This window comes from Nostoc sp. FACHB-280 (genome assembly GCF_014697615.1).
Classification (GTDB): Bacteria; Cyanobacteriota; Cyanobacteriia; order Cyanobacteriales; family Nostocaceae; genus Nostoc_B.
The window spans coordinates 70,454-85,471 of sequence record NZ_JACJSD010000003.1; the positions used below are offsets into that span (position 1 = coordinate 70,454).

Consider the following 15,018-nt stretch of genomic DNA (forward strand, 5'->3'; position numbering starts at 1 on the left):
CATACTTCACAATTCTTACAGTTCACCTGTCGCTAACATTTGGATGATGCGAGGTGTACCAGGGTCGAATCCTGCTAAGTCCCAAGACAGTGGATCTTGAGGATCTACCAAGGTGATGCGGTATGGTGTCAAGGTGACGTATACAGCCTTCACATTAGGATTGATTTTTTTGCGATACTCCTGCAAAGCTTGGCTAGGATGCTTGTAACCAGCCCAGCTTTCCGAGTCAGTCCAGAAGCAGACTACATCAGCTTTGAATTTATTTTGAATCATCCAGTCATAAGCAACGGAGGCATCTGTCCCGCCAAAGTTTTGATTGCTGGCTTTACGCACAGCCGAACTAAAACTATCTTTGGCGGTGATATCTAAGTCCCGAAACTCGTTAGCAAAACCGCGAATCATGTAGTTTTTCTCGGCTTTGGCTGTAACAAGTGCCATTGTGGTGGCAATTTCACAGCAACTTAGTCCCATGTCTGCAACTAAGCTACCCATCGAACCGGAAACGTCTACGGCGTGCATGAAAACTTTGCCTGTGGGTTCTACGACATCAAAAGACAACTCAACGGCTTTTTCTAAGATGTCTACGATGCGAGGAACGGGAGTCCAAGTTTTCTTACTGCGTCCCAGTCTTCCCCCAGACTCGTAAGTTTTGAGGGCTTTCAAAACATCGATTGGGTGAATGCGACCTTTACGCAGATGTTCTTTATTGTTGAGAACTCCTTCCACTCTTAGCAAGTTGGCGCTTTCATCAGCCCGTAATACGCCCAGTTCAGTTAGTGAACCCAGGTTACGCAGCATTGCACCGATGGGCATTTCTTGAAATAGCAACTGCCAAGCAGCTTTGTCCATATTGCCCACGGGTGCAGCCATTTCGTGGGTTAAGCGTCCTTGCAAAATTGCTTCGTGAGTTTGCTCAGGGTTGCGCTTTAGCCATTCATACCACCAAATCTGCGCCAATGCTTGCGAGGGTATCTCTGTGGGCAATTCCTCCCAACCTCTGACAACCCATTCAAATAATTGACGGTGATTTTCTGTAGGTGGTTTGACGTGGAACAGGCGCAAAGCATCGCGGTGAGTGAAGCCTTGGCGTTGTTGATATTTCAAGAGTTGATAAGCCAAACCTTTGACATCTTCTCTTGATAGCCAAGTTTTACCTGCTTCCCGCACAACTTTACCAAAGCCCCGCAGAGATTTGGTGTAGTTCAACCATTCGTAGAAGTGGCTACCTGTACGGACAACTTGGGGAAAGATTTCCGCAAAAGCTTGTTTGGCTTCTTTTGTTTCACCCATCGACAGTAAGACCAAAGCTAGGATAGGTGCGCTGTTATAGATAGCTCGTCCATCGCTGGCATAAAGAATTTCTTCCGCTACACGGCTGGGATTTTCGGCAACAGCTTGGTTGACAACTGCTACAAAATCTTCAGTTAATTCTTGTTTACCAGCATAGTAGGTGCTTTGGGCTGTCCCAACTAACAGACAGCGCCGCAGCATCTTCCATAAGCCAGCATCAAACATCCAGCCACCGGAACGTCCTTTGATCATCTCGGTTTCCCGTCCGGGGATGGGCTGAGTTTGTGGCGTGCTGGTTTTGTTTCTGGTGAAGAAGTTGTAGTTCATGGTTTCATCTCCCGGCCCTTGCGGGCAAAAATGAAAGGTGGCAGGGCAGGATTTGAACCTGCGACATCCCGCTTGGAAGGCGATAACCCTCATTCTTCGGCCTTTGCAGGCAAGGGGTGAACAAGGATGTTTAGGCGCTCTACCTACTGAGCTACCTGCCACATGAAGAATTTTGGATTTTAGATTTTAGATTTTGGATTAAATCTAAAATTAAGTTTTGGGTGGCGGAGCAGGATTTGAACCTGCGACCTCTCGAACCCTAATCGATAACCCTCAATTCGTCGGCCTTTGCAGGCAAGGAGTGAATAAGGGTAAAGCACTCTACCACTGAGCTACCCGCCACACAAAAATTTTGGATTTTGGATTAAATTTAAAATGAAATTTGGTGTGGCAGGATAGGAATCGAACCTACAACCCTCCCGATTATGAGTCGATAACCCTCATTCGTCGGCCTTTGCAGGCAAGGAGTGAACAAAGATGTTTTTGGCGCTCTACCATTGAGCTACCTGCCACATAAGAATTATTTTTTACTCAGCACTTTGTTTGGAGTGTAGCGGAGCAGGATTTTCACCTGCATCTCCAGAATTTTGTCTCAAGGATGTTTAAGTTATTTGCGATAACCCTTGATGTGTCGGCCTTTGCAGGCAAGGGGGCGCTCTGGTATTTGAGCTATCCGCTACAGTTTTTGGCTAACTCCTTTGGGAAAATCAGCTTGTAGTATTAATGTAATATATGTAGTTTTAAACGTCAATAGGTTGAGTCAGTGAGAGATAAATATTTTTAACGCCAAGGTGCGCTGAGATTTGTTGAATATAAGATGAAATACTTCTTAATGTTTATGTAAAGTTTTTGTTTTTGCTGATTTTTGTTATCAGGCAAAAATTTTTTGCCTATTTTTGCCGGAAATGTGGGGTGTTTGGGTTTTAGGTGATTAAAATGAGCGATCGCACACCTGCTTTTTTCAGTGATTTTGCCAAAAGATACAAAAACCAGTCCCAATTTTTGCCAATATAATATATTATTTCCCAAAAAAATTCGCTTGGCAAAAATCGGCATGAGTGAAAAAACAATGGAAAGTGGCGGGAAAGGTTTTCTCGTTCTACTTTTGCCAATATCGTTTTTAATAATTTTCCTGGTTTCTACCTGGAGATTTTTGCTGGCGCTGGTTGTTTTGATTATTGGTTTCAATATCTGGCAACAATATCAATGGCAACAATGGTGTCAGCGAGTTAACCCGGTTTTCCATCAGTTAGTTCGGGAAAACCAGGGCAAAATTACACCAATGGACTTGGCAATGCGGGGTAGTTTTCCTGGCCCAACAGCAAAACGCTACCTGGATGGCAAAGCTTCCGAGTTTGGTGCAAGTATAGTCAATGCTGGTTCAGGCAATGAGGTGTATTACTTTATTACTGCCAGTATTTTGGGTAATATTCTTGACAGTAGCGAGCCTGTCAAAACTTTGTCTGCTCAACCTGTAACAACGGCTGCGCGATCGCTTTTAGCACCGCCAGCAACTCAAACACTATTAGCAGAACCAGAAGTTGAATTAGCAGCGCCAGCAACTCATACAGAAGTCAAACCCAATTTAGCAAAACAGTTAGTTTTCGGCTCACTGATTCAATCGGAATTGGCGAAACGGTTGAATGTTTATTCCAGCACTGTCTACAAACGGCGTAATGATCCAGATTTTCCCGAATGGACTCGCAGCCGTGATCCTGATGGTATTGCTTGGAGTTTCTCGGAAAAAACAAAAGAGTTCTTTCCTTTAGAAGAGTCATGAATGATTAGGGGTGAAATCCGATCAGGAGTCAGAATCCAGAATCAAAAATTTATTCTGACTCCTGAGTTCTGACTTCTGAATACTTCAAACTTTTAATCCGATCGCTTCGGTGATCGAGTTTAATTTATTCTGCTCTAACTTAGTCAGCAAACCAGTTAAAATTCGGCGCACCATCAAGGGGCCTTCATAAATCCAGCCTGTATAAACTTGAATGAGGCTGGCTCCCGCAGTGATTTTTTCCCAAGCGTCTTCTGCGGAAAATATGCCACCAACCCCGATAATGGGAATTTGCCCTTGGGTTTGCTGCCAAATAAACTTGATAATTTCTGTGGAGCGATCGCGCAATGGCGCACCACTAATTCCGCCAGCTTCATCTTGCGGGGGTTTCCCAGTTGGGTGAATTAGCTGGGTTTTCAAGCCATCACGGCTGATTGTGGTGTTTGTGGCAATAATTCCTGCTAATTGGTAGGTTTTAGCCAAGCCAATAATATCGGCGATCGCTTCCCATTCTAAATCAGGTGCTATCTTGACAAATATTGGTCTATGTGTATTGTTTTCTTTTTGTAGTACATCCAAGATAGAACTGAGCATAGCGGCATCTTGGAGCGATCGCAATCCTGGTGTATTGGGTGAAGAGACATTCACCACAAAATAATCGCCTAATTCTTTGAGTAAGCGGAAACTGTTGAGGTAATCTTCAGCTGCGGCTTCTAAGGGGGTAATTTTCGATTTACCTAAATTTATGCCGATGGGTATTGTGTGAGTCAAATCTTTTTGTGCTGCTAACCTAGCAGCCATGACTGCTGCACCTTGATTATTAAAACCCATCCGGTTCAGGACAGCTTGATCTACAGGTAAGCGAAATAACCTTGGTTGGGGATTTCCTGGCTGGGGGTGAAAAGTGACAGTTCCCAACTCAGCGAAGCCAAAACCAAAGTTAGACCAAATTTTTGCCCCTACCCCATCCTTATCAAAACCGGCTGCTAAACCCAAGGGGTTGGGGAAATTTAGCCCAAACAAATTTTGTTCCAGACGGCGATCGCATAGACACAAAGACTGTTGTAAGCTTTGATTGACTAAGCTCGCCGGAGCATTATTACTTTGTGATAACCAATCTAGACTGCGAATAGCCTGCTTATGTAACCACTCTGCATCTGTTTTCAGTAGGTTGAACAGTACGGGACGAAGGGCAATTTGGTAAATATCCATGTGGGGAAGTTAGGGAGTGGGAAGAGGAGACAAGGGAGACAAGGGGGACAAGGGGGAGAATTTTGGACTCAGAACTCAGCACTTTCAACACAGCACTTTTTCAATCCAACATCTAAAATTTAAAATCCAAAATGGTATTAGGCTGCTTTTCTGGGCATCTTATATATTAAAGAGCGATGTCAACCAAAAATCCAATGGGGCAGCCACAAAGACCGATAGCAGCCGAACATACAATCATTGCTTTGGGACGTGTCCTCCAAACACTGAGGGAAGAGGATAATGTTGATGTTCTGATTGATACTACTATTGCTTATATTAAAGAGCAGTTCGACTATAATTTGGTTTGGATTGCTTTATATGACCTACCAAAACATACATTAATTGGTAAAGGTGGGGTTGCACCTGATGGTGACACTAAATTTTTACGCAAACAGGTGACACTCACTCCTGGCGGGCTTTTAGAACAAGTAGTCATTGAACAGCGTCCCTTGGGTGTTGCTGATTTGCGGCTGGAACCTCGTGCAGCCGAATGGCAAGAAATTGGTAAAAAATTCAATATTCAGGGAACGATTGTTTTACCTATTCGCTATCGAGACCGTTTTTTAGGTTTATTATTATTTGGTTCAGAACGTTGGGGCTATTTGTTACCTGGTGATGCCAAAGCTCGTTTATTAATGGTTTTGGGCGAACTGGGGGCAGTGCTTTATCAACAAGAATTGAATTTGCAGCAACAGCAAACAAAGCATCTTGATCAGCCGATATTACACTTATTAGAAAACTTACGTACTTTCAATAATATAGACCAAAAACTGAAAGCAGTTGTGCAAACAACACATCAGTTTGTTGCGCCTAGCCGGACAAATATTTACTGGTTTGAGCGCCAAGGGCGTTATTTTTGGTGTCGAATGAGTAATCAACTAGCTAACATCGGTCGGAATAACAGCCAACAGCAACTAGCGGCGGGGATGACAGTCCAGGATTTAAGTGAATTTTATTATGCTTTGTCGGTGAATCAAATTGTTTTGATTGGTGATGAGCGCAGTTCTTTAAAAAGTCATTTTACTGCCAAAGTGTTGGAACGTTTACAGGTGCGATCGCTTTTAGCCGCACCAATTATGTGGCAAAAAGAACTATTGGGTTTTCTGGCGGTAGAAGCCAATGAACCACGCATCTGGACAGAAGCAGACAAAAACTTTGTTCAAAGTGCAGCCGGACTAGTTTCTTTAGTTGCGCCTAGCGAAACTATGGATACTACTATCAAGCAAATTCAAGAAGATGCTCAATTAACTAGCCAAGTTGCCCAAGCGATTTATAACGCAGATGACTTGCAAGCAACTTTACGCGACTGTGCCACTAAAGTTTTAACGCGCTTCGCTGCCACCCGCTTTTTAATCTTACAGTACAACCCCGACCTGCATAGCTATCAAATTATTTTTCAAAGCCAACCCCAAAATCGTCGTCTGCTGACAGTTAGCTTCAATACGCTCAAAGATATGGATGAGCAGATGTTGAAGTCCGCCACCACAGCCGTAGAAGTGCAGAAAGTAGAAGAAGATTTGCGGTTTTTTAACTGGCGACCTTTGTTATTAGAACATGGAATGCGATCGCTGTTGGTTTGTAACTGCGCTCAAGATCATACACCCAACGCCCTGTTAGTGATTGCCCATGAAACAAATCGCGGTTGGGCAACCTTAGACAAAGAATTATTGTGGGCTGTCAGTCAACAAATTGGCGTAATTGTCCGCCAGTGGCAATTAAATGCGGAAGTTGAACAACAGCAAAAAATCCTCCATAGTGTTCAGCGATGCTTACGTATTCTGGAAAAAACCCAAAATGACCCCAGCGATTCAGGTACAGAACGTCTAGAACGCACCGCTATAGAACAAATTGCTAATGTTCTCCATTCTCCGTTAGCAGTGTTGTTATCGTGGTCGCCGGGGGATAACTTTGCCGAAATTATTCCGAGTGTGATTCATGATAGTCGATTTGCGGTTGTGACTGATCAACCAATTCCCATTCACACAGAAGCAATAATTCAGTGGGCATTAGCCAAAGATGATTATGTGTGTGTGTATGCTGATGATTTACCACCAGAAACCAGAAAATGGTTACATGGGCAGAACATTGGTCAAGTTTTAGCGATCGCACTCCGCACTAGTCCTGATTATGCACCCACAGGTGTAGTTTTAGTTGCCGATTACCGAGAACGCTATTGGACAGAACAAAGTCTGAATGCTACAGAAACTTTGGTAACACAATTAGCTTGGTCGCGTCGTCAACAGCAAATCACCAAACTGCTAGAGTCATCAAACCAAGAATTGCGCCAACTCAACTGGTACAAACATCGTCGCCTCGAAGAAATTCAACGCACTGCCACACAGTTATTCAGCCAAATTGAAGACTTGGGTATTCCCAGTAATGAACTGACACAAACACGTTATAAGCTATTACTGCGGCAATTAGACCATAACACCGCCGCTATGACTGGCCTAGTGAAACTTGAGCAATGGCAATTACATCAGAGTTCTGAAACGATGCCCATAGCCACCTTGTTGAAGCGATCGCTCGAACGAGTGGATAATTTACTCAAACAGCGTAAACTCTGGGCAGGAGTGCATGGTTTAGGACAATCAGCGACAGATACAGATTCCGGTAATAGTGGAATCTTCCTCAAAGGACTGCAACCTTCCAGTTATCCATCATCCTTAGCAATTACAGGCGATATCGTTAAATTTGAATTAGTACTATATGAATTATTGATTGTCGCTTGTAACCGTTCTCAAAGTGGCGGCAGAATTGATATTTGGTGTCGTCGCTTAGAAGAAAAATTGCTAGAAATATCAATTACAGATCATGGAATGATTGAACCGCCTTTGTTAGCAGCACTACAAAATAAGACACCTAAAGATGTACTAGCCAGTTCATATCTGAACCAACCACCAGCTTTACACCTGCTAATTTGTCAAAAACTCATGCAACAGTTGGGTGGAAATCTAGATTTTTATCAATTACCAGATCATCGAGTAGTTAGTCGCTTAGTGTTACCTTTAGCTGATTAAAGAAGGCAGGAGTTGAAAGGCAGCAGGCAGGAGGCCGATTAAAGAAGGATAGGAATTACGCAGTGAGAAGAAAAGTGTATGGGCAGAATCAAGTCAAAAGTTAAAAGTTCAAAGTCAAAAATTTTCTGACTTTTGAATTTTGACTTCCCTGTAGGGGTGTATGTATTCAAAACCCTTATACCTTCTTAAACAAATAACCTTTGTACATCAGTCTTGTTCCAGCTCTACATTAAAGTTAAATGGATACAAGCTGGATGGGATAACGATGAGTGTGAAAACAAAGCATCAATTTTCATTTGAGTGGCAGCAAAACCGTTATGCGATCGCTTACGATACAGTCGGTCAGGGTAAACCTGTATTACTCTTACCTGCTTTTAGTACGGTTTCTAGCCGTTCGGAAATGCAAGGAATTGCCGAGCGAATTGCCCATCGTTACCAAGCAGTAACACTTGATTGGTTAGGATTTGGTGAATCTGAACGCCCTGCTTTAGACTATCAACCCGCGCTGTTGCAGCAGTTACTTCAAGCGTTTGTCACACAAACTTTCTCAGAACCAGTGGCGATAATTGCAGCTGGTCATACGGCTGGTTATGCCTTGCAACTGGCTCAACAACCCCAGACTTGCTCTAGCATCATTTTAGTTGCACCTACTTGGCGAGGCCCTCTACCAACAATGGGCGTACCCAAACCACTAGCAACCGCAGTTCGACAATTGGTCAGATTTCCGGTGATTGGTCAAGGACTTTATCAAGCAAATACAACCAAGGGCTTTCTGCGGCTGATGTATGGTAGGCATGTTTATGCAGATAAGTCAAACCTTACGCCAGAGTTTATTGAGGAGAAACAGCAAATTACTCGACAACCAGGAGCGCGATTTGCTCCTGCGGCATTTGTTACAGGTGGACTTGATCCAGTGCGCGATCGCCAGCAATTTCTCACACTACTGCAATCTTCAACTGTGCCTGTGCTGCTCATTTTAGCAGAGCAAGCCCCACCTTATTCCAAACAAGAAATGACAGCAATGGCCGCAATTCCAGACATTCAATCATTAACTCTTCCTGGCACATTGGGAATGTATGAAGAGTATGCAAATGAAGTTGCAGAAGCTATATTGCCCTTTTTAGATAGCAAAATCCAACAGAATGTAATCTAAAAATACTTTGTATTGCTGAATCAAGGTATGAGTTTCTAGGTAGAGACGTTTTATGACACGTCTCTACGTAAGTCGCTGGAAATCAACCAAACTATATTAAAAAATTTAAATTTGCTGGAAACTCTTACCTTGTTATCTCTAAAATTGCACCTACCTACTGAGAAAAATTTTGCTGTTCACAATACTTAAACTACGGGAATAATAAAATTGCTAATTCCAGACTGAGGTATATATAAATGAATACACCTGTGGATATAACAGCAAAAATTCCTGGCTATCAGCTGACAGAACAACTTTATGCTGGGTCTAGAACTGTAGTCTACCGAGGTATTCGAGCCGCAGATGACCAACCTGTAGTGATTAAATTGCTCAATCGAGAGTATCCCACTTTTAGCGAACTTTTGCAATTTCAAAATCAGTACACAATTACAAAAGAACTGGATTTTTCGGGAATTGTTCGTCCTTTAAGTTTAGACATATACCGTAACGGTTATGCCTTTGTGATGGAAGATTTTGGTGGCTTGTCATTGCGAGAATATCTTAAAAATCAAAAATTAACATTACAGGAGTTTTTAATTATTGCCCTGCAAATGTGTGATATTCTTCACTACTTATATCAAAATCGAGTAATTCACAAAGATATCAAACCCGCCAATATTTTAATTAATCCTAAAAATCACGAAATTAAACTCATAGATTTTAGTATTGCTTCGCTTCTGCCTAAAGAAACTCCAACTCTAATTAGTCCCAATATTTTAGAAGGAACCCTGGCTTATTTATCACCAGAACAAACTGGTAGGATGAATCGCGGGATTGATTATCGCAGTGATTTTTATGCTTTAGGAGTGACATTTTTTGAACTGTTAACCGGAGAATTACCTTTTAACAGCGAAGACCCAATGGAGTTGGTGCATTGTCACATTGCGAAAATGCCGACTAGTTTAGAAGGCAGAAGGGAAGAGATACCAAAAGCTTTAAGCGATATTGTGATGAAATTGATGGCGAAAAATGCCGAAGACCGCTATCAGAGTGCTTTAGGATTAAAGCATGATTTAGAAATTTGCTTGTCGCATTTGCAAGCAACTGGAAAAATTGTCAACTTTGAAATTGCTGAGTGGGATATTTGCGATCGCTTCATCATTCCTGAGAAATTATACGGACGAGAAACCGAAGTCGAAGAAATCCTAGCAGCATTTGAACGAGTAGCTACAATTCAAGACTCATCTAATTTCCGCAGTGAATTAGTCTTGGTTGCTGGTTTTTCAGGGATTGGTAAAACTGCCGTTGTCAACGAAGTTCATAAACCAATTGTCAGACAACGCAGTTATTTTATTAAAGGTAAATTTGACCAATTCAACCGCAATATTCCTTTTTCGGCTTTTGTGCAATCCCTCAGCGATTTAATCAGGCAGTTATTAACCGAAACTGACCAACAACTACAAAAATGGCAAGCTAAAATTCTTCAAGCTTTAGGGGAAAATGGTCAGCTAATTGTTGATGTGATTCCTGAATTAGTCAAAATTATTGGTCAACAACCACCTGTGCAAGAATTATCTGGCACAGCGGCTCAATATCGGTTTAATTTATTATTACAAAAATTTATCCAAATATTTGCTACTAAAGAACATCCTTTAGTGATATTTTTAGATGATTTGCAATGGGCTGATTTGGCTTCTCTACAACTCATTAAACTATTAATGAGTGAAGTTGCTAGTAATTATTTGCTATTAATTGGGGCGTATCGAGATAACGAAGTATTTCCTGGACATCCTTTGATGTTGACATTGGAGGAAATTAACAAAAGTAATTCTATCATTAATACAATTAGTTTACAACCTCTCAGCGAAGCAAATTTAAATCGGTTAGTCGCTGATACTTTAGGATGTAAAGCCGAATCATCTTTACCACTGGCGCATCTCATATATCAAAAAACTCAAGGTAATCCGTTTTTCAGCACGCAGTTTCTCAAGGCCTTACATCAAGATGGACTAATTCACTTTGATTTTAATAAAGGTTTATGGCAATGTGATATTACGCAAATTAGCCAGCGATCGCTCACTGATGATGTGGTCGAATTCATGGCAATGCAGTTACAAAAATTGCCAACTTCTACTCAAGAAGTATTACAACTAGCAGCGTGTATCGGCAATAAATTTGATTTAAAAACTTTGGGAATTGTTTGTCAAAAAACAGACCCAGAAGCAGCAGCAGATTTATGGCCAGCCTTACAAGCAGGGTTAATCTTACCTCAAAGTGAAGTTTACAAATTTTATGTAGGGCAAGAAAATCAAAATTTAACTGAGCAAGATGCTGAATTTGTTACCTATAAATTTCTGCATGACCGCGTTCAGCAAGCGGCATATTCGTTAATACCCGATGAACAAAAGCAAGCCACTCATTTACAAATTGGCAGATTCTTACTCCAAGATATTTCTAATGAGCAGCAAGAAGAAAGCATTTTTGCAATTGTTGGTCAGCTTAATTTAGGGCAGAGTTTAATTACTGACATCAATGAAAAACTTTTACTAGCAGAATGTAACCTCAAAGCTAGTCAAAAAGCCCTCCTTGCCACTGCTTATACTAGTGCTTTGGATTATGCCCAGCATGGCTTAAATTTATTAAGTGAATCGGCATGGAATGAGCAGTATTTATTAACCCTCAATCTGCACAATTTAGCAGCGGAAGCGGCGTATCTATCAGGAAATATTGATGCAATGGATAGTTATGCCCAGGAAATTCAACAAAATGCACAAACCCTAATTGATACGGCGAAGATTACCGAAGTCAAACTAGAAGCATACACCAACCAAGGTCAATTTGTGTTTGCCATTAATATGGCATTAGATTTACTGAATCAGTTAGGTATTAATTTGCCTAAACAGCCTGTACCAGAAGAAATTAGCGCCGCATTTCAAGCGATCGCCACACAACTAAATGGGCGATCGGTATCTGAGTTACTGACTCTCCCGCCCATGACTGATGCAATAGCCTTAGTTGCTATGCGGATTTTAGTCAAGGTTGGGGCTGCTACCTATGCTTGTCAGCCAGAGTTATTTCCTCTCGTGACTTTGAAACAACTAGAATTATCACTCCAGTATGGTAATGCGAATACTTCTGTAAGTGGTTATGTTGGTTATGGGCTGTTGTTGTGTGGGGTACTCGAAGATTTTTCCACAGGTTATGAGTTTGGACAACTAGCACTCAATCTCTGCGAACAATTCAATGAACAAGAGTTTTATGGACGTACACTCGTTCTTGCCAATTTTTACATTACATTCTGCACCCATCATCTCCAACAAACTCTTGCACCATTACAAGAAGGTTACAACCGCAGTCTAGAAGTAGGAGACTTGGTATTTGCCGGTTTTGCTGGGTTCACTTATTGTGCCAACTCTTATTTTACTGGGCAATCTTTAAACGACCTAATTCAAAATATCAATACGTACAGTCAAGGTATCCAGCAAATTCATCAGCAAACAGCTTTAAATTTTATCAAAACCTATCAACAAACAATTTTAAATCTTCTAGGAAATGCGGCTAATCCTATTGTTTTGACAGGGGAAGCAATGGATGAAACCAGTATGTCGGAAATACTGCTTCAACTTGGTGATCAAGCAGGATTATGGTTGTTGTTAACAAACAAAGTTTATTTGTGTTTCTTATTTGGTGAATATTCACAAGCTTTAGATGTAGCCCAACAGGCTAAACAATTCTTAGGAGGCGGGGCTGGGACATTCAGTGTAACTTTGTTGTATTTTTATGAATCACTGGCACTGTTGGCGACATCAGGTGATGCTGAAATGATCGCAGCTAATCAGCAAATGCTGTGGAAAAGGGCGCTGGCTGCACCGATGAATTTTCAACACAAGTATGACTTAATTCAAGCTGAACAGCATCGAGTTTTAGGTCAAAAATTGGAGGCGATGGAATTATACGATCGCGCTATTGCTGGCGCGAAAGCAAATGACTATATTCAAGAAGAAGCTTTAGCTAATGAATTGGCGGCAAAATTCTATCTTGATTGGGGTAAGGAAACAGTCGCCCAAGCATACATGCAGCAAGCGTACTACTGCTATGCTCATTGGGGTGCCAAAGCTAAAACAGACGATTTAGAAATCAAATATCCCTACCTGCTGCAACATATTCTGCAACAGCGAACACTTAACCTAAACCCCCAAGAAACCATCAGCAACGCTACTATTGCTACCTATACTAGTCAAGCCTCAACTTCTAATAGTGGCAGCTTTTCCCACAGTCTGGACTTGGCAGCTATTCTCAAAGCCTCAAGAGTTTTATTAAGTGCGATCAAACTTGAGGAATTGATTACAAATTTAATGCAAGTATTATTGCAAAATTCTGGGGCGCAGAAAATAGCACTCATTTTGCCAGAAAATGCAGATTGGGTTGTGACATCTGTGGCTACAATTGACGATGTCGAACAGTCTGTTTTCTCACCCCATGATCTCGACAGTAGTCACGATGTCCCAATCAAGATGATTTATGCAGTTAAACATACTCTGCAACCAGTGATTATTCACAATATCACCAAAGAAAAAACCTGGACAACAGATAGTTATATTCAGCAGTCTTTACCCAAGAGTATTGTTTGTCATCCCATTGTTAATCAAGCCAAACTTGTCGGTATTTTATATTTAGAAAATAGTTTAACCAGCGAAGTCTTTACTAGCGATCGCATCGAAATTATCAACTTACTCTGCACTCAAGCGGCGATTGCTTTAGAAAACGCCCGGTTGTATCGAGATGCTCAAAACTATGCTCAACAATTAGAACAATCTTTAGCGCAACAGCAAGCCAGTCAAGCTCAATTTCGCAATCTGGCAGATAATATTCCGGGTGTGGTTTACAAGTTCCGGCTTGCACCTGATGGTTCGATTTCTGTTCCTTACATTAGCTCTGGTTGTTATGAACTGTATGGCGTAAATCCAGAAGATGTTATGGCAGGTAGACAAACCCTTTATACTTTACACCATCCTGAAGATGACCCATTGATTGCCCAAGCAATTGCTGAATCTGCCCAAAATTTAACGCCGTTTGAGCGAGAATGGCGGATTATTTTACCTTCGGGAACAGTGAAATGGATTCAATCGAATGCGCGTCCTGAACTGCAAGCCGACGGCGGAATGATGTGGGATGGGGTAGTAATTGATGTGAGCGATCGCAAACTTGCAGAAGCCGAACTCAAACAAAAATCTCAGGAATTAAAACAAGCACTCTCTAATTTGCAACAAGCTCAAATACAAATGGTGCAAAGCGAAAAAATGTCTGCATTGGGTAACTTAGTGGCTGGAGTTGCTCACGAAATGAATAATCCTTTGGGTTTTATTGTTGCCAGCCTCAAACAAGTTAAACCAACTCTTGTTGATATATTTACACATTTGAAATTATATCAAAATAGCTTTCCTGATGCGAATACAGAAATTCTCGATCATGCTAAAGTAATTGACTTGGAATATAGTTTAGAAGACTTGCCTCAAATTATTGATGCAATGGTCATAGCGTGCGATAGATTAAAGAATATTAGTACTAGCCTCCGGACTTTCTCTCGCGCCGATAAAGACTACAAAGTAAGATTTAATTTACATGAAGGCATTGATAGCACAATTTTAATTCTCAAACATCGTCTCAAAGCTAATAACCAGCGTCCAGCTATTGAAGTCATAAATAATTATGGTGACTTACCTCAAGTTAACTGTTTTCCTGGACAATTAAATCAGGTATTTATGAATATTCTGGCTAATGCTATTGATGCTTTAGAAGAAGCAAGTATTGGCAAAAATTTCAAGGAGATTCAATCTCAGCCAAACTGTATCACAATTACAACTTCAATAATAGATAAATATGTCAAAATTTCAATTGCTGATAATGGCAAGGGAATGAGTGAAGAAATCAGACAAAAAATCTTTGACCATTTATTTACTACCAAAGCAGTAGGAAAAGGTACAGGTTTAGGATTGGCGATCGCCCGACAAATTATCGAAGAAAAACATGGCGGTGAAATCACCGTTAATTCTGTTGTTGGTACAGGAACTGAATTTATAATTACTCTACCTATAGCATAATTTCTCACGTTATTCTTAGCTTTATATCAACAGGAATGATAATACCAATTCTGCATGAAGATGCACTGAATTAAAGAACGAACCGCAAAGAGCGCATAGACGCGATAGCGGGTTCCCGCA

The 15,018-nt window shown here is 41.2% G+C and carries 6 protein-coding genes and 3 tRNA genes; 4 read left to right on the forward strand and 5 right to left on the reverse strand.

Translation table 11 applies throughout. The annotated features are described in order from the left end of the window. Window positions 1-15: 15 nt before the first annotated feature. The 4 genes from H6G75_RS03170 to H6G75_RS03185 form a co-directional block, all read right to left on the reverse strand. Complete coding sequence (locus tag H6G75_RS03170; RefSeq protein ID WP_190978544.1) at window positions 16-1,617, reverse strand: TROVE domain-containing protein; 1,602 nt, start codon at window positions 1,615-1,617, stop codon at window positions 16-18. Window positions 1,618-1,654: 37 nt separating this feature from the next. Beyond that, window positions 1,655-1,778 (reverse strand) — tRNA-OTHER (locus H6G75_RS03175). Window positions 1,779-1,835: 57 nt separating this feature from the next. Next, a tRNA-OTHER gene (locus H6G75_RS03180) sits at window positions 1,836-1,959 on the reverse strand. A 41-nt stretch (window positions 1,960-2,000) separates the two neighbouring features. Then, a tRNA-Met gene (locus H6G75_RS03185) sits at window positions 2,001-2,130 on the reverse strand. Between the two features lie 541 nt (window positions 2,131-2,671). On the opposite strand from H6G75_RS03185, the gene H6G75_RS03190 reads away from it, so the two are divergent. Beyond that, the gene (locus H6G75_RS03190; protein WP_190590807.1) at window positions 2,672-3,397 is read left to right on the forward strand and encodes a hypothetical protein; all 726 of its coding nucleotides are present in this window, start codon (window positions 2,672-2,674) and stop codon (window positions 3,395-3,397) included. 84 nt (window positions 3,398-3,481) lie between these two features. Here the strand turns inward: H6G75_RS03190 and H6G75_RS03195 are convergent, their stop codons facing one another. Beyond that, on the reverse strand, window positions 3,482-4,606 hold the full coding sequence (locus tag H6G75_RS03195) for a quinone-dependent dihydroorotate dehydrogenase (RefSeq protein WP_190978545.1): 1,125 nt from the start codon (window positions 4,604-4,606) through the stop codon (window positions 3,482-3,484). Window positions 4,607-4,800: 194 nt separating this feature from the next. On the opposite strand from H6G75_RS03195, the gene H6G75_RS03200 reads away from it, so the two are divergent. From H6G75_RS03200 to H6G75_RS03210, 3 genes are all read left to right on the forward strand, one after another. Beyond that, window positions 4,801-7,665 carry a GAF domain-containing protein gene (locus H6G75_RS03200; RefSeq protein WP_190978655.1) on the forward strand — a complete coding sequence of 955 codons (2,865 nt, stop codon included), beginning with the start codon at window positions 4,801-4,803 and terminating at the stop codon, window positions 7,663-7,665. A 265-nt stretch (window positions 7,666-7,930) separates the two neighbouring features. Beyond that, on the forward strand, window positions 7,931-8,818 hold the full coding sequence (locus H6G75_RS03205; protein WP_199337698.1) for an alpha/beta fold hydrolase: 888 nt from the start codon (window positions 7,931-7,933) through the stop codon (window positions 8,816-8,818). A gap of 236 nt (window positions 8,819-9,054) precedes the next feature. After that, window positions 9,055-14,898 carry an ATP-binding sensor histidine kinase gene (locus tag H6G75_RS03210; RefSeq protein ID WP_190978547.1) on the forward strand — a complete coding sequence of 1,948 codons (5,844 nt, stop codon included), beginning with the start codon at window positions 9,055-9,057 and terminating at the stop codon, window positions 14,896-14,898. Window positions 14,899-15,018 lie beyond the last annotated feature (120 nt).

What these genes read in the sequence shown, in the direction of transcription:
- H6G75_RS03190 (WP_190590807.1), top strand. Translation starts at nt 2,672, where the DNA reads ATGAGTGAAAAAACAATGGAAAGTGGCGGGAAAGGTTTTCTCGTTCTA.
- H6G75_RS03195 (WP_190978545.1), bottom strand. Translation starts at nt 4,606, where the DNA reads ATGGATATTTACCAAATTGCCCTTCGTCCCGTACTGTTCAACCTACTG.
- H6G75_RS03205 (WP_199337698.1), top strand. Translation starts at nt 7,931, where the DNA reads ATGAGTGTGAAAACAAAGCATCAATTTTCATTTGAGTGGCAGCAAAAC.
- H6G75_RS03170 (WP_190978544.1), bottom strand. Translation starts at nt 1,617, where the DNA reads ATGAACTACAACTTCTTCACCAGAAACAAAACCAGCACGCCACAAACT.
- H6G75_RS03200 (WP_190978655.1), top strand. Translation starts at nt 4,801, where the DNA reads ATGGGGCAGCCACAAAGACCGATAGCAGCCGAACATACAATCATTGCT.
- H6G75_RS03210 (WP_190978547.1), top strand. Translation starts at nt 9,055, where the DNA reads ATGAATACACCTGTGGATATAACAGCAAAAATTCCTGGCTATCAGCTG.